This is a genomic window from Phreatobacter sp., from assembly GCF_051860605.1.
Classification (GTDB): domain Bacteria; phylum Pseudomonadota; class Alphaproteobacteria; order Rhizobiales; family Phreatobacteraceae; genus Phreatobacter.
Window position 1 is genome coordinate 163,919 of record NZ_JBHYDR010000006.1, and the last position, 15,354, is coordinate 179,272.

At 67.4% G+C, this 15,354-nt stretch carries 16 protein-coding genes; 4 read left to right on the forward strand and 12 right to left on the reverse strand.

Going from position 1 to position 15,354, the window contains the following annotated elements:
- Positions 1 to 280: 280 nt before the first annotated feature.
- Positions 281 to 1,165, forward strand: coding sequence for a DMT family transporter (locus ACTIFS_RS12460; RefSeq protein WP_439574426.1), 885 nt, complete (start codon positions 281 to 283; stop codon positions 1,163 to 1,165).
- On the opposite strand, the gene ACTIFS_RS12465 is transcribed toward ACTIFS_RS12460, so the two are convergent.
- The 7 genes from ACTIFS_RS12465 to ACTIFS_RS12495 all read right to left on the reverse strand — a co-directional run bounded on the left by ACTIFS_RS12465 (position 1,166) and on the right by ACTIFS_RS12495 (position 8,993).
- On the reverse strand, positions 1,166 to 1,750 hold the full coding sequence (locus ACTIFS_RS12465) for a hypothetical protein (protein WP_439574427.1): 585 nt from the start codon (positions 1,748 to 1,750) through the stop codon (positions 1,166 to 1,168). It lies immediately after the preceding gene.
- A gap of 94 nt (positions 1,751 to 1,844) precedes the next feature.
- Positions 1,845 to 3,488 (reverse strand): phosphoglycerate dehydrogenase, encoded by a 1,644-nt coding sequence (gene serA, locus ACTIFS_RS12470; protein ID WP_439574428.1) that lies wholly within the window; start codon positions 3,486 to 3,488, stop codon positions 1,845 to 1,847.
- A 171-nt stretch (positions 3,489 to 3,659) separates the two neighbouring features.
- Positions 3,660 to 4,835, reverse strand: coding sequence for a phosphoserine transaminase (locus ACTIFS_RS12475; RefSeq protein WP_439574429.1), 1,176 nt, complete (start codon positions 4,833 to 4,835; stop codon positions 3,660 to 3,662).
- A 113-nt stretch (positions 4,836 to 4,948) separates the two neighbouring features.
- Entirely contained in the window at positions 4,949 to 5,779 is an 831-nt protein-coding gene (locus ACTIFS_RS12480) for an outer membrane protein (protein WP_439574430.1), read from the reverse strand.
- A gap of 178 nt (positions 5,780 to 5,957) precedes the next feature.
- Positions 5,958 to 6,770, reverse strand: coding sequence for an outer membrane protein (locus ACTIFS_RS12485; RefSeq protein WP_439574431.1), 813 nt, complete (start codon positions 6,768 to 6,770; stop codon positions 5,958 to 5,960).
- Positions 6,771 to 6,913: 143 nt separating this feature from the next.
- On the reverse strand, positions 6,914 to 8,260 hold the full coding sequence (glmM, locus tag ACTIFS_RS12490) for a phosphoglucosamine mutase (RefSeq protein WP_439574432.1): 1,347 nt from the start codon (positions 8,258 to 8,260) through the stop codon (positions 6,914 to 6,916).
- Between the two features lie 142 nt (positions 8,261 to 8,402).
- Positions 8,403 to 8,993: a TetR family transcriptional regulator gene (locus ACTIFS_RS12495; RefSeq protein ID WP_439574433.1), complete on the reverse strand. Its 591-nt coding sequence runs from the start codon at positions 8,991 to 8,993 to the stop codon at positions 8,403 to 8,405.
- A 97-nt stretch (positions 8,994 to 9,090) separates the two neighbouring features.
- Between ACTIFS_RS12495 and ACTIFS_RS12500 the strand changes: the two genes are divergently transcribed.
- Positions 9,091 to 9,507: a VOC family protein gene (locus ACTIFS_RS12500; protein WP_439574434.1), complete on the forward strand. Its 417-nt coding sequence runs from the start codon at positions 9,091 to 9,093 to the stop codon at positions 9,505 to 9,507.
- Between the two features lie 19 nt (positions 9,508 to 9,526).
- On the opposite strand, the gene ACTIFS_RS12505 is transcribed toward ACTIFS_RS12500, so the two are convergent.
- The 3 genes from ACTIFS_RS12505 to ACTIFS_RS12515 form a co-directional block, all read right to left on the reverse strand.
- Positions 9,527 to 10,162, reverse strand: coding sequence for a disulfide bond formation protein B (locus ACTIFS_RS12505; protein WP_439574435.1), 636 nt, complete (start codon positions 10,160 to 10,162; stop codon positions 9,527 to 9,529).
- A gap of 3 nt (positions 10,163 to 10,165) precedes the next feature.
- Positions 10,166 to 10,372, reverse strand: coding sequence for a hypothetical protein (locus ACTIFS_RS12510; protein ID WP_439574436.1), 207 nt, complete (start codon positions 10,370 to 10,372; stop codon positions 10,166 to 10,168).
- 128 nt (positions 10,373 to 10,500) lie between these two features.
- The gene (locus ACTIFS_RS12515) at positions 10,501 to 10,746 is read right to left on the reverse strand and encodes a DUF3297 family protein (protein WP_439574437.1); all 246 of its coding nucleotides are present in this window, start codon (positions 10,744 to 10,746) and stop codon (positions 10,501 to 10,503) included.
- Between the two features lie 941 nt (positions 10,747 to 11,687).
- Here ACTIFS_RS12515 and ACTIFS_RS12520 point away from each other — a divergent pair.
- Positions 11,688 to 12,101, forward strand: a complete 414-nt coding sequence (locus ACTIFS_RS12520; protein ID WP_439574438.1) for a hypothetical protein — start codon at positions 11,688 to 11,690, stop codon at positions 12,099 to 12,101.
- Between the two features lie 178 nt (positions 12,102 to 12,279).
- Positions 12,280 to 13,440, forward strand: coding sequence for a diguanylate cyclase domain-containing protein (locus ACTIFS_RS12525; RefSeq protein WP_439574439.1), 1,161 nt, complete (start codon positions 12,280 to 12,282; stop codon positions 13,438 to 13,440).
- Between the two features lie 3 nt (positions 13,441 to 13,443).
- Here ACTIFS_RS12525 and ACTIFS_RS12530 read toward each other — a convergent pair whose 3' ends face one another.
- Both ACTIFS_RS12530 and ACTIFS_RS12535 read right to left on the reverse strand, forming a co-directional pair.
- Positions 13,444 to 14,454 (reverse strand): aldo/keto reductase, encoded by a 1,011-nt coding sequence (locus ACTIFS_RS12530; RefSeq protein WP_439574440.1) that lies wholly within the window; start codon positions 14,452 to 14,454, stop codon positions 13,444 to 13,446.
- 101 nt (positions 14,455 to 14,555) lie between these two features.
- Complete coding sequence (locus ACTIFS_RS12535; RefSeq protein WP_439574441.1) at positions 14,556 to 15,287, reverse strand: hypothetical protein; 732 nt, start codon at positions 15,285 to 15,287, stop codon at positions 14,556 to 14,558.
- Positions 15,288 to 15,354: the final 67 nt, after the last annotated feature.

Here is a 15,354-nt window from a genome sequence, read left to right on the forward strand (position 1 = left end):
GACGATCCCGAGGCGGGCGGCTTGAGCGCCGCATGAATGGCCTGGCACGACCCACTGATAGGGCCGATGGGCGATACTTCTATGACCCTTCATTGACAGAAGCATGAATGTATTTTCTCTGTAATTACAATAAGATAACAATATGTCTGGATGAATTCCGACAGTCGTCGGCACATCCGCCCGCTGCCACCGTGCCGCGCATCGCTCGCCTGCGGGGGGCGCCCTGACGCCGGCCGCAGCAGAACCCTATAGTGACGCCTCCTCCTTTGCCGGCGAGCGCATGCGCCTTCTCGATCGTCCCTATCTCATCCTCGCCGCCACCACCCTGATCTGGGCCGGCAATGCCATTGCCAGCCGGCTGGCCGTGGGACACGTCTCGCCGATGATGCTGACCTGCCTGCGCTGGGTCGGCACGGTGATTCTCGTCAGCATCATTGCCGGACCCGCCTTCCGGCGCGAATGGCCGGCGATCCGCGCCCACTGGAAATGGCTGGCGGTAATGGGGGTCATCGGCTTCACCGGTTTCAACGCCGCGTTCTATCTCGCCGCGCTCTACACCACCGCCATCAATATCGGCATCATCCAGGGCTCGATCCCGGTCATGGTCCTGGCCGGCGCCTTCCTCGCCTACCGCACGCCGATCACCGGCCTGCAGGCCATCGGCATCGTGGTGACCATTGCCGGCGTTGCGCTGCTCGCCGCACGCGGAAGCCTCGACCTCCTGCTCACGCTGGCCTTCAATTTCGGCGACCTGCTGATGCTGATCGCCTGCCTCGGCTACTCGGCCTATACGGTGGCCCTGCGCAACCGGCCGGCCATCTCCGCGCAGCCCTTCTTCCTCGGCCTTTCGCTGGTGGCGCTGATCTCGTCCCTGCCGCTGCTCGCCATCGAGGTCGCGCATGGCTCGGCGCAACTGCCGGACCTCAAGGGCCTCGCCATCATCCTCTACGTGGCCGTTCTGCCGGGCTTCGTCGCCCAGATCCTGTTCATGCGCGGGGTCGAGCTGATCGGCCCCGGCCGGGCCGGCCTGTGGGTCAATCTCGTGCCGGTCTGGGCGGCGATCCTCGGTCCCCTGATCCTCGGCGAGGTGTTCGCGTGGTATCACGCCGCGGCGCTGGTCCTGGTGCTCGGCGGCATCGCGGTTGCCGAAGGCGGGCGGCGCTGATCAGGCCCGCCGGGCGCCGATCTTCTCCAGAAGCGACAAAAGCACCGCAAGCCCCAACCCGAACATCGCGCCGATCAGCGCGGTGCGGGCGATGGCGCCCCCCGCGCCGCCGCCGAACAGGGCCTGGCCGCGGATCAGCGGCAGCACCACCCAGTTGACCATGGCCGGCCCCATGACGCCGAAGACCATGCCGAACAGCACTTCCGGGCCGAGCAGCAGGATGAAGGCGGCGATGGTGACGCCGAAGACCAGGGCGATCGCCACGGCCCGGATGTCGCCGAAGGCCAGATGCAGCGCGCCCCACGCGATCAGCCCGGCGGAAATCCCGAAGAACAGGCCCATCAGCGAGCCGCGCGCGTCCCAGCCCTGGCGGTCCCAGAGCAGCACGAAGAGCACGCCCCACATGCCGCCCCAGAAGCACTGGTTGGCGATGGTCGGCACGCCCCAGGGATTCGGCGTCATCTGATAGACGGCGCCGGAGGCAAGGCCAAGCTGGGTCAGCCCCCAGATGGTCGGCTGATGGAACATCAGCACGGCCAGAGCCCCGGCGATGAAGCCGAGCAGGATACGAACGACAACCGACATGGATTCCCCCCGGCGCAGACTTGACCATCCTAACCATGACGATGCCCCGCCCCGCAACGGGTCGGGACAGGGATCAGTGGAGGGATGAGGTGTTTCAGAAGGCCAGCCGGCGCGCGCGCTTCACCTGCGGAATGTCGTGGATCTGGGCGAGAAGCGCGTCGGAGATGCGTTCGTCCACCGCCACGAAGCAGATGGCGTCGCCTCCCGGCCGGTCGCGGCCGAGGTTGAAGGTCGCGATATTGACGCCGGCATCGCCCAGCAATGAGCCGAACCGGCCGATGAAACCCGGCTTGTCGTCGTTGCGGACGTAAAGCATGTGATCGGCGAACTCCGCATCCATGGCGATATGGCGGATCTCGACGATACGCGGCTTGCCGTCGGCGAGCACCGTGCCGGCGGCGTGGCGCGGCATGTCCTCGGCCTCCACCGTGATCATGATGCGGCTTTCCAGATTGCCGCCCGGCGCCTCGCGCTTCACCTCGTCCACTGTGATGCCCTTGTCGTTGGCGATCGGCACGGCATTGACCATGTTGATGTCGGACAGGAAGGGCCGCAGGACGCCGGTCACGGCCGCGGCGGTGAGTGGCCGCACGTTGAGATCGGCGACCTTGCCTTCATATTCGATGCGGATGCCCTTGACCGGCGCCTCGGTCAGCTGGCCGAGGAACGAGCCGAGCTTTTCCGCCAGCGCCACGAAAGGACGCAGCTTCGGTGCGTCCTCGGCCGAGATCGAGGGGAAGTTCACCGCATTGGTGATGGCGCCCGACAGGAGATAGTCGGACATCTGCTCGGCCACCTGCAGGGCGACGTTCTCCTGCGCCTCGGTCGTGGCTGCCCCCAGATGCGGCGTGCAGATCACGTTGGAATGGCCGAACAGCGGATTGGCGATTGCCGGCTCCTCGGAGAAGACGTCGAAGGCCGCGCCCGCAACATGGCCGGCATCCAGCGCATCGCGCAGCGCCTGTTCGTCGACGAGGCCGCCGCGGGCGCAGTTGATGATGCGCACGCCCGGCTTGGCTTTCGCCAGCGCCTCGCGCGACAGGACGTTCTTCGTCTGTGCGGTCATCGGCACATGCAGCGTGATGAAGTCGGCGCGGCGCAGCAACTCGTCCAGTTCCACCTTCTCCACCCCGATGGAGACGGCGCGCTCGGGCGACAGATAGGGATCGAAGGCGATGACCTTCATCTTCAGACCCAGCGCACGGTCGGCGACGATCGAGCCGATATTGCCGCAGCCGATGATGCCGAGCGTCTTCGAGGTCAGTTCGACGCCCATATACTTGTTCTTCTCCCACCGGCCGGCCTGCGTGGTGCGGTCGGCATCGGGGATCTGCCGGGCGACGGCAAACATCATGGCAATGGCATGCTCGGCGGTGGTGATCGAATTGCCGAACGGCGTGTTCATCACGATGACGCCCCGTGACGTGGCGTTCGGGATGTCGACATTGTCGACGCCGATGCCGGCGCGGCCGATCACCTTGAGCTTCGTGGCATTGGCGAGGATAGCCGGCGTCACCTTGGTCGCGGAGCGGATGGCGAGGCCGTCATAGTCGCCGATGATCGCGGCGAGCTTGTCCTTGTCCTTGCCGAGGGCCGGCTGAAAATCGACCTCGATGCCACGATCCTTGAAGATCTGCACGGCGGCGGGCGAGAGAGCGTCGGAAATGAGAACGCGGGGTTTCGTCACGGGATGGGCTCCACATGCGGCCTCTCCGCAAGGGGGAGAGGGTGGCGCCATCGGGCGCCGGAGAAAGGGGAGAAGGGTTGAGCGGAACCCTCTGGCTCCGCATGTCACCCCCGGCCGGGCGATAGCGAGGGGAAGGGGGTCCAGATCATGAAGGCTGATGCCCGATGCCTGGCTCCCCTTCCCTCGCCGCTCATGCGGCTCGCCGGGGATGACGGAATGCGCTTACGCCGCCTTCTTCAGCTTGGCCTTCTCGGTGGCGAAGGCATAGGCGATCCAGGGCATCAGCGCCTTGAGGTCGCGCGCCTGCACGGTCGCACCGCACCAGATGCGCAGGCCCGGAGGCGCGTCGCGGTAATGGCCGAGATCGAGGCCGGCGCCTTCCTTCTCAAGCGTCGCGACGACGCCCTTGGCAAAGGCCGCCTGCGCGTCGGCCGGCAGCGCCGTCACGGCCGGATCCGTGAACTTCAGGCACACCGACGTGTTGGAGCGGGTCTTCGGCTTAACGGCCAGGAAGTCGATCCAGTCGTTCTCCTTGACGAACTTGGCGATGACGCGGGTGTTGGCATCCGCGCGCTTCACCAGGCCGTCGAGGCCGCCGACCTTCTGTGCCCATTTCAGCGCGTCGATATAGTCCTCGACACAGAGCATGGACGGGGTGTTGATCGTCTCGCCCTCGAAGATGCCCTCGATCAGCTTGCCGCCCGTGGTCATGCGGAAAATCTTCGGCAGCGGCCATGACGGCTTGTAGGTCTCCAGCCGCTCCACCGCGCGCGGGGAGAGGATGAGCATGCCGTGGGCCGCCTCGCCGCCCAGCACCTTCTGCCAGGAGAAGGTGACGACATCGAGCTTGTCCCAGTCGAGCCGCTGGGCAAAGGCCGCCGAGGTGGCGTCGCAGATGGTCAGGCCCTGACGGTCCGCCGCAATCCAGTCGGCATTCGGCACGCGCACACCGGACGTCGTGCCGTTCCAGGTGAAGACGACGTCGCGGGTCCTGGTGTCGATCGACTTCAGGTTCGGCAATTCGCCATAGGGCGCGGTGATGGTGCGCACGTCGGCAAGCTTCAGCTGCTTCACCACGTCGGTGACCCAGCCCTCGCCGAAGCTTTCCCAGGAGACCATGTCGACGCCGCGCGCTCCGAGCATCGACCACATGGCCATCTCGACAGCGCCCGTGTCCGAGGCGGGCACGATGCCGATGCGGTAGCCGGCCGGAACCTGCAGCACCTCGCGCGTCAGGTCGATGGCGAGCTTCAGCTTCGCCTTGCCGATCTTGGCGCGGTGTGACCGCCCGAGCGGCGCGTCAGCCAGTGCTTTGAGGGACCATCCGGGGCGCTTCGCGCAGGGGCCGGACGAAAAGGTATTCGCGCGCGGGCGCGCAGTCGGGGCGGTTGTCGCCATTTGGATCTCCATCCTCGCAGATGAGCGTGCCCCGTTGGGGGGGCATGTCCCGCCGCTGCGAATAGGACCAATGGTGAGTCAGGTCAAGGTGACGCGGGTTACTGCGTAAGCGCCTACGGACCGGCGGGTCCGAGCCCGTCGCCGAACATGTAGCGCAGGCCGATGCGGAACTCGTGCGCCGCAACGGTCGTCCGGTAGGCACCGCCACCCGTGTCGGCGAAGCGCAGGCCACCCATGTGCAGGTAGCGATAGCCGAGATCGAGCTTCGTCTGGGGCGTGATGTCGACGGTCAGGCCGGCCATGGCCGCAAAGGTCAGGTTCCACTTCACCGTGGCGGCGAGGGTGGGGGTGACGGTCAGTTCGCCGAGCCCGGCCGCTGCCGGAACCGGCGTCGAGACATAGCTGGACGCAGCGAGGCGCGACATGCCGATGCCGGCACCGATATAGGGCGTGACGCCGGAGAAGGTGCCGAGGTCGGCATAGACATTGAGCAGCGCGGTCTGGCCGGTGACGCCGAAGCGATCCTCGCGCGCGGGCACCGGCAGCGGGCCGACATAGCCCCAGTTCCCTTCCGGCGGGGCAAAGCCGGAGAACCGCGCGGTCGAGCGCAGGTCGAGCGTCGCATCGAGCCGGAACCACTTGTACTTGAAGCCGGCGCCAAGGCCGCCGCCGAACACCGTCGAGCCGCGCGTGTCGCGCAGATCCACCCATTCGGCGGGCGCGAAGTTCACGCTGTCGAGATAGCGGGCGGCCGGCCGGCGGAAGAGGCTGGCGGTCACATCGCCGCGCAGATACCAGCCGGAGGAGAAGTCCTCGGCGAGAACCGGGGGCGCCAGCGGCGGCGGGGCAGCGCCGCGCACATCGGCCGCCTGGGTGATGGTCGCCGCCAGGCTGAGGATCGCCGTCAGCGCAGCGATGGCACGGCGGTTCGTCGGGCGGGTCATGGCAAGGTCCCTGCAACGCTGAACGGTGGCCCATGGGCCCGGGCCGGATCTGCCGAGGCAGTGTCGGCTGCTGCGGTTAAGGGGGATTTAAGGTTAACGCTTAACCTGCAGGCAGCCGCCGGACATGCAAACGGCGCGGACGGGGCGTCCGCGCCGCTGCGGGAAATTGCGCGCTGGATCAGTAGCGGGCGACGATCGGGGCTGCGGCCGGTCCGCCACCGAAGGCATAGCGCAGGCCGATGCGCAGATCATGCGCGTTGACGTTGCGGACCTGGTAGTTGACCACGGCCGTCGTGCAGAGCGGGCACGGCGCGCCGGAGCGGAAATGGCCCGTCTGCATGTAGCGGTAGCCGAGTTCGATCTTGGTCGAGGGCGTCACGTCCCAGGCGAGACCGGCCATCAGCGCCCAGGCGAAATTGCCCATGGTGCCGGCATTGATCATGCCGGACGAGGCCCCGACACCCACCACGACACCGGTGTCGAAGGTGGGGGACAGCCGGTTCCAGGCATAGCCGACGCCCGCGCCGACATAGGGCGTGATGCCCCACCAGGTGCCAAGGTCGATATAGCCGTTGAGGAGGGCCACCACCGACGACATGTTGGAGTGCAGGACGTTCTCGTAGGCGCCACCGGGACCCGAAAGGACGTCACGGCCGATGAACCGGCCGCCGGAGCGATATTCCAGCGTGCCGTCGACACGGAACCAGGAATTGAACGCGTAGCCGATGCCGGCGCCGATGAACATGGTCGAGGACAGCGAGTGCTGGTAGGTCGTGTCCGTGATGCCGAGCGGCGGGTTCGGATTGTAGTGCCAGTCCCGCGCCCGCTGGGTTCCAAGGCCGATATCGCCGCGCAGATACCAGCCACCGGATGCGGCAGGCTCGACGGTGGGGGCGGAGGCGCGCAGAACAGGTGGCATGTCGGCCGCCTGCACGGCCGGCGTAAGGAAGAGCGTCGCTGCGGCGAACGCAAGGTACTGAAGGCGGCGCATGGCGAGGTCCCGGCAAGAGGACGCGCCGGTCGGCGGCGCATCCGAGGTTCAACGCCGCAATGCTCGCAGGGATTGTTTAAAGGGCACTTAACCCTAACAGGCGTGGTGAAGGGACAGTGAAGGGCGGGCCTGCCGCCCTGCCCTCACGCCGCTGCCTTGGCCACAGCCGCGACGATCTGATCGACCACGGTCTCGACCAGGTCGCGGTCGTCGCCCTCGGCCATGACGCGGATGACCGGCTCGGTCCCCGACGGGCGGATGACCAGCCGGCCATGGGCGCCGAGCCTCGCCTTGGCATCGTCGATGGCCGTGACGACGGCGGACGATTCCAGCGGCTTGCCGCCCTTGAAGCGGACATTCTTCAGAACCTGCGGCAGCGGCTCGAAACGGTGGCAGACCTCGGACACGGGCTTGCCCATCTTCAGCACCACCGCCAGCACCTGAAGGGCCGCGACGAGACCGTCTCCGGTGGTTGAATAGTCGGACAGGATGATGTGGCCGGACTGCTCCCCGCCAACGTTGAAGCCATGCTCGCGCATGTGCTCCAGCACATAGCGATCGCCCACCGGGGTGCGGGCCAGATTGAGCCCGAGGCCCGTCAGGAACCGCTCGAGCCCCAGATTCGACATCACGGTCGCCACGATGCCGGGCGCCGACAGGCGGCCGTCCACCATCCACGACTCGGCCACCACGGCCATCAACTGGTCACCGTCGATGATCTGGCCCTTTTCGTCGACGATCAGCACGCGATCGGCATCGCCGTCCAGCGCAATGCCGATATCGGCGCGCATCTCGCGCACCTTCTCGATCAGCGTGGCCGGATGGGTCGAGCCGCAGGCGTCGTTGATGTTGAAGCCATCGGGCTTGTCACCGATGGTGATGACCTCGGCGCCGAGTTCCCACAGCGCCGCGGGGGCGACCTTGTAGCCTGCGCCATTGGCGCAATCGATGACGATCCTCAGGCCGGACAGGTCGAGGTTGCGTGGCAGCGTGCGCTTGGCGAACTCGATGTAGCGCGCCTGGGCATCGTCGATGCGCTTGGCCCGCCCGAGCAGGCGGGAGGCGGCGAGCCTGCTGGTCAGGTTCTCGTCGAGCAGCGCCTCGATCGTGTGCTCCACCTCGTCGGACAGCTTGTAGCCATCGGGCGCGAACAGCTTGATGCCGTTGTCGTCGAAGGGATTGTGGGAGGCCGAGATCATGACGCCGAGGTCGGCGCGCATCGAGCGGGTGAGCATGGCCACCGCCGGCGTCGGCATCGGGCCGACCAGCAGCACGTCCATGCCGACCGATGTGAAGCCGGCCACCAGCGCGTTCTCGATCATGTAGCCGGACAGGCGCGTGTCCTTGCCGATCATGACCCGGTGCCGGTGCGTTCCGCGCTGGAAGGCCAGGCCGGCGGCCTGGCCGATCTTCATCGCGAATTCGGGCGTGACGGGGAAAGCATTGGCGCGGCCGCGGATGCCGTCTGTGCCGAAATACTTGCGGGGCATTGCGAAGGTCTCGTCCGGCGGAAGATCGATGCGTCGGTGATTCGCGGGGGCGGGCCCGGCAGCGCCCGTATATAGGCCGAACACGCCCGCATGTCGCCGCCCCGGCTTCACAATTGGTGAGGCTTCGTGACAATCGGCCCGGTCATGCCTCCGCCGGCCTCAGACCGGCCAGCAGACCGACGATGCCAGCCCGCAGCACGGCGGCATCCGCACCCTCCACCGCTCCGGCATGGATGACGGCCCCGTTCATCGCCCCGTTCAGCAGGACTGCCAGCGCATCGGCCGGACCGTCGAAGCGCAGGGCCCCCTCGCCATGGGCTGCCCGCACGCCATCCAGCAGAAGCCTGAACCCATTCTCCCGGTCGATGGCATGCCAGCGTTCGAAGCCGAGCACCGCCGGTGCGTCGATGACCAGGATGCGGCGCGCATCGGGACGCATCATGGCATCGAACCAGGCGAGCGAGCCGGCCGCGAGTTGGTCGAAAGCCGTCATCCCGTCGGCCGCAGCCGCGCGGATGGCCTCCACGGCCTCCGCGGCAATCTCCCGGCAGACCGCCTCGAACAGGTCCGCCTTGTCGCGAAAGTGGTGATAGAGCGCGCCACGCTTCACACCGGCTTCGCCGAGGATGGCTTCGGTGGCCGTGCCGGCAAAGCCGTCGCGGGCAAACTGCGCCCGCGCCACAGTGAGCAGGCGCCCGCGCGTTGCCGCCGACCGGTCCACGTTCTTCGCCATCCCGACCTCATTGACAGACAGACTGTCTGTTTATATAAACCGACTGTCTGTTTATTTTATCGCTCCCGCCTGCCCGCGTCAAACCTGGAGATGCGCCATGCGCTTCCTCGACCGCTACCCGATCGTCGTGACTGCGCAGAAGGACGCCTGCCGTGCCTTCTGGGTCCACCATCTCGGCTTCGAGGTCCTGTTCGACAGCACATGGTTCACGCTTCTCGCCGCGGATGACCAGACCGCGACCATCGCCTTCATGACCCCCGATCACCCCTCCGCCCCTCCGGGACCGGACGCCTTTTCCGGCAAGGGCCTGTGCTTCGAGCTGCAGGTTGTGGATGCCGCCGCCGCCCATGCCGAAGCGGTGGGGCGCGGGCTGCCCATCACATTGCCGCTGACACGCGAGCCCTTCGGCCAGGTCCGCTTCGGCTTCTTCGACCCGTCGGGCCTGTGGGTGGACGTGGTCGAGCAGTGCGAACCGGCGGCCGGATACTGGGACCGCTACATGATCGCGGCCTGACCATCATGTCGACGGGCGGTCATCTCGCCCAGAGACCGCCCCAGCCGCTCTGGATCAGCTTGTATCCCATGGTGTGACACTCCCCGAACCCGCACTGGACGACGACCGAGCCGAGATTGACCAGGCAGATGACGATCAGATAGGCGCTGGCCACGTCGGCAAGCCGTCCGATCACCGGGAAGCTGGCGATGCCGTGCCGGGCAAGCTGCCGCTCGCCCCCGAACAGCGTCATGGCGGCGGCATAGCCGGCAATGATCAGGGTGGCGATGATCACCGACCAGACCGGCATGTGCAGGCCGAACAGGGTCGAGCCGACATAGCTGTGCCCCGGTCGCGGCACGATATCGAGCAGGGTCTGGCGCACCGAGACGATCAGCAGCAGCAGCGCGAAGGTGAGCCCGATTCCGGTGTTCCGGTGCGAAAAGCCATTTCGAAAGTTCTGCGCGAGCGCAAAGCCGATGCCGAACAGCGCCACCCGCTGCAGCAGACACAGCGGGCAGGGAAGCTCGCCGAATACATATTGCATGACCATCGCGGCGGTGAGCACGACGGCAATGCCGACGAGCATCAGAAGGGCGAAGGCATGGTTCAGCCCGCAGATCAGTCGGGCATTGCGGCTTTCTGCAGGGTCGGCAGGCAAGGCGGCAATGGCCATGGCTCAGGCTCCCGAAGCCGGCAGCGGCGGCCGCAGGTCCGTCTGCAGCCACGGCATCCTGAAGCCATAGTCGGGGCTGTAGATCTCGAACAGGAACAGCCAGACGAACAGCCCGAGGCACAGGCCGAGACTGGACAGCGCCAGCCAGCGGGGGCCGAACTGGCCGAGCAGGATGGCAAGGGCCATCGTTGCGAAGATCGCCACCATCATGCCCGAAGCCCTCCAGCGCGGGCGCATCCCCGCGCAGCCCGGCCAAGAAGCGTCTTCCCGCGCGGAACTGCGGTCAAGTCGGGGGTGTCACCGAGCGACCGGCAGGACGGAGCCACCGGAACAGGGCGTCAGGTCCGGAAATAGGGCTCGACCGCGCCCTTCAGCTTGATCGTGACCGGATTGCCGTGCCGGTCGCGCGCCGGGCCGGCGGCCACCCGGACCCATCCCTCCGAAACGCAATATTCCTCGACATTGGTCTTCTCGACGCCCTTGAAGCGGATGCCGACATCGCGGGCGAGCGCGGCCTCGTCATAAAAGGGGCTGCGCGGATCGTTGGACAAGCGGTCGGGCGGCGTTTCGGGGGTCTGGGTCATCGTGATGCGCTCCGGATCGGCCCATTGAGGCCGGCTGATCGTTTGCCGGACACCTAGCCGCAATCGCATCGCCTTGCCAATTGCCGGGAACGAATGGCCGCAGGAAGCGTTCCTCCTCCGCGCATCGCGCGTGGGGCGATGAACCGCACCCGCGGCTTTTGGTCCTCGCCACATTGTCCTGCGAGGCTGCACATCGGGCCGGGGTGCCGAACACACAGGAGCTTGATTGATGGAAACGAAAACATTTGAACGCAGGGGATTCCTGCTGGCTCTCGCCGGAGCGGGCGTTGCTCTCACCACGTTCGGCACGGGCTCTGTTCAGGCTGCTGCCCCTCTGACAGCCGGTCCGGGTCCGGCACCGGCGACGGGCCTTGATGACATCCGCGAGGCGCTGACGCCCGAGGGACCGGAGGAAATGCAGCGCAGGCGGCGGTACCGCGGCCGTCGCTATCGGGGACGCCGCCGCTACATGCCGCCGCGCCGCCCGCGCGTTCGGTGCTGGCGCGACCGATTCGGCCGCAGGTTCTGTCGCCGCGTCTGGTAAGGCGAAACTGACGACCGATTGTGCATGACATCCGGGTCCGGCTTCCGCCGGGCCCGGATTTTCATTGCCTCATACAGGGGAATGGTACCGGGGAGATCGGCTGACCTCGCCGACGCCTTCCCTTGAGGAGTTTCGCATCGCACAAGGCGCGGCGACGCATTCGTAAACCAAATCTTTCAGACCGTTGCGAATTGAGACGCATCAACGCTGGACCCGTGCTAGTCTGCTACTCGGGGATAGCGACAACTTTTAACAGGGAGAAGCCCCATGGAACGCCGGACATTTCTGCTGGCCTTGGCCGGTAGCGCTTTCGCATTGATGCAGGCGCCTGCTCGCGCCTCTTCCGCGCCCCCTGCCCCGACCGGCATGCGGGAGACAGGCGACCTGCGCGACGCACTTGAAATGCAGGGCCGTGGCGGCGGCGGTGGTCGCGGTGGCGGTGGCGGCGGCGGTGGTCGCGGCGGTGGCGGTGGCGGCGGTGGTCGCGGCGGCGGCGGCGGTGGCGGTGGTCGCGGCGGAGGTGGCGGTGGATTCGGTCGCGGTGGCGGTGGCGGCGGTGGTGGCCGCGGCGGCGGCGGCGGTGGGTTCGGTCGCGGCGGCGGCGGTGGGTTCGGTCGCGGTGGCGGCGGTGGCGGCGGTTTCGGTCGCGGCGGTGGCGGCGGTTTCGGTCGTGGCCCCGGCTGGCGCCGGCGCGGCTGGGGCGGCCCTGGCTGGGGTCCCGGTCCGCGGCTTCGCTGCTGGATCAATCAGTGGGGCGAGCGGGTCTGCCGCCGTATCTGGTAATTCTTACAGAGAGAGGTCTGGCGCCTGAAGCATGGCGCCTGACAGGGAACGGGCCGGCCGCGCGCCGGCCCGTTTTCGTTGCGGCCCGAAGACCTTAACCCGGCCAGAAGACCTTAACCCGGCCTCAACGGACTTGGCGCATCGTAGGTATCCAAGCGCTGCCTGGGGTTCGGCCGTCGCCGGACCGGGGCGCGCACCAGGCCTGCATGCTCGACCCCCGAACCCTGTTGCTGACCCTCATCGCGCTGCTGCTCATCACGGGCGTGATTCAACTCGTCTCGGCGCGGCCGGGACGGGACGAGGCGAGCCTGCCCTACTGGGGCGCGGCGAACCTTGCCGCCGCGGCCGGCGTCCTCATCCTCGGTCTGATCGCGAGCGAGCCCGTTCCCGCCCTGGTGAACATCGCCTTTGCCGCCATCCTGCTCGGCTATTCCCTGAACTGGGCGGGCATGCGCCATTTCTGCGGGCGTCCGGCCTCGGTCGCGGTCATCCTCGCGCCGCCGCTGGTCTGGCTCGTCGTCGTCCAGCTACCGCTGTTCCAGAGCCCCGCGATGCGCATGGCCGCCAGCGCCGCGCTCACCGGTGGCTGGTGCCTCGCCACGGCCTGGACGCTCTACCGCTTCAGGGACGAGGACCTGTTCGCACGCAAGCCGGCCATCATCTGGCTGACCCTCTACGGCGCGCTCATGGCTGTCCGCACGCCGGTCGCCCTGTCCCAGACCTTCCCGGACGGTGCGAGCGCGCTGGCCTCCCCGACCATGACCTTTGCCCTGTTCGGCGCGATCATCCATTCGGTCCTGCTGTCTTTCCTGCAGATCGCCCTCGCCAAGGGCCGCGCCGACAACCGCTACCGCCTGGTCGCCGAGACCGACATGCTGACCGGCATCGCCAACCGCCGGGCCTTCTTCGAGCAGGCCGAACCACTGGTGCGGGCGGCCGCGCAGGGAGGCCGTCCGGCCGCCATGCTCGTCATCGACATCGACCGGTTCAAGGCGATCAACGACAGCCTCGGCCACGCCGCCGGCGACGCCGTGATTATCGCGGTGGCCCATGCCATCCGCGACAGCCTGCGGCCGGGCGACATGTGCGCTCGGCTGGGTGGCGAGGAGTTCGGCTGCCTGCTGCCCGACACCGGGCTTGAAACCGCAGCCGGCATGGGCGAGGCCCTGCGTGTCCGCCTGAGCGGGCTCGGCCTGGCGTTCCAGGGAACGGCCGTCAGGGTCTCCGCCAGCATCGGCATAGCGGTGACCGGCACCGGCACCGACACGCTCGACCGCCTGATCGCCGAGGCCGATGCCGGCCTCTACCAGGCCAAGCGCGCCGGCCGCGACCGGGTGGTGGCGATGGACGTGGCCTTCGTGGAGTGAGCCTCACCCGCTCCTCGCCACCCTCCCCTCCAGCGGATAGGCCGGGTCGGTATAGCCCGGCGTCGAGGGATGGCCGGCCGGCACGAGACGGTCGACCAGCGCCTCGTCGGCGCCCGTGAAGCGATAGGCCGGCGCGCCCAGATAGTCCTCCAGCTGCGCCATGGTGCGCGGGCCCGCAATGGCCGCGGTGACGAAGGCATTGTTCAGCACCCAGGCAGTGGCGAACTGCCCCGGCGTGATGCCGCGCTTCTCCGCATGGCCCTTGAGCTTCTGCGCGATGACCAGCGATTCCTTGCGCCACTCGGTCTGCATCATGCGGGCATCGGCGCGGCCGGCGCGCGAGCCTTCCGGCGGCGGCGCCTTGGGGTCGTATTTGCCCGACAGGATGCCGCGCGCCAGCGGCGAATAGGGCACGACGCCGAGACCGTAAAAGCCGCAGGCCGGCAGGTGCTCCACCTCGGGCATGCGGTTCATGGCGTTGTAGTAGGGCTGGCTGACCACCGGCCGGTCGATGCCCATGCGGTCGGCGAGATTGCAGATCTCGGCAATGCGCCACGAACGGTGGTTGGAAACGCCGTAATGGCGGATCTTGCCCTGGCGGATGAGGTCGCCGAGCGCGCGCACGGTCTCGTCCAGCGGCGTCGTGTGGTCCTCCTTGTGGAGGTAGAGAATGTCGATGACATCGGTGCCCAGCCGCTTCAGAGAGGCCTCCGCCGCGCGGAACATGTAGAGCCGCGACAGGCCGCGGTCGTTCGGCCCGGGCCCGGTCGGGTTGGCGAGCTTGGTGGCCAGCACCCAGTGCGCGCGGTCGGCCCGGATGGCGCGGCCGGTGATCTCCTCGGAACGGCCCTCGGTGTAGACATCGGCCGTGTCGATGAAATTGACGCCGGCCTCCTTGGCGCGGGCGATGATGCGGGCCGATTCCTTTTCGTCCGTCGGCCCGCCGAACATCATGGTGCCGAGGCAGATCGGCGAGACTTTCAGGCCGGAACGGCCAAGCTTGCGGGGCATCATGGGACAGATCCTGAGCGGGTCGCGACCCCCCATGATCGCCGCGGTGCGCCTGTCTGGCCATCCCCGTTGCCGAACGGGTGCTGCCCCCGGCATGCGGGACCTCAGTGCCGGCGCAGCAAGGTCTTCAGCCCGCTTTCGGCATGCGGGTCGGCAAAGTGGAACAGCGCCGTGGAACGGATGGCTTCCGGGTCGCAGGTCTCGTTGGTATGGATCGTCCGGTAGCCGTAGAACAGATAGAGCGTTCCCGGAACCAGCCGGACATGGCGGATGAGGCCGGACTTGCGCGCATAGAGGCCGCGCAGCACGCCCTGGGACAGCGGATTGTCGAGCAGGATCTTGTCGATCATGTTGCCGGCATAGGACGACCTGACACGCCGGACATTGGGGATGATCAGCAGGTCACCGCGCTTGCCCCGGTCCGGCATGATGATCGGGATCAGTGCCGTCAGCACGTAGGAATCGTAGTGGAAATTCAGGGAGTTGGACCGGGCGAGGCTGCCCGATAGGCAGCGCAGGACCTGATAGAAGCCGGTATCGGGCGCCGGCGCCCCGATGCTCTTCTCGTAGATGCCATGGCACAGGCCGACAAAGCCCGGGTCGGACGGCAGCGACTTCAGGAACGTGCCGTCGAGCTGGCCGGAGCCCTTGAAGTCCAGATAATTGCCGCCATTGGCCGCAACGCTTTGCCGGACGAACTGCTGGGCCACGTCAAGATCGGCCGGATCGACGAAGTTCTCGACAGCGGCGATGCCGTCCCGGTCGATGGCGCTGACGATCGCGGAGGCATCGGGGGATGAAAACCGATGCACCGCGTGATGCATGGACTCTTGCATGATCAGGCCTCGGCGCGATCGGCTTGCAAAGCGATGGGGATGGGCAGTTGCGCCCCCGAACCCAGCA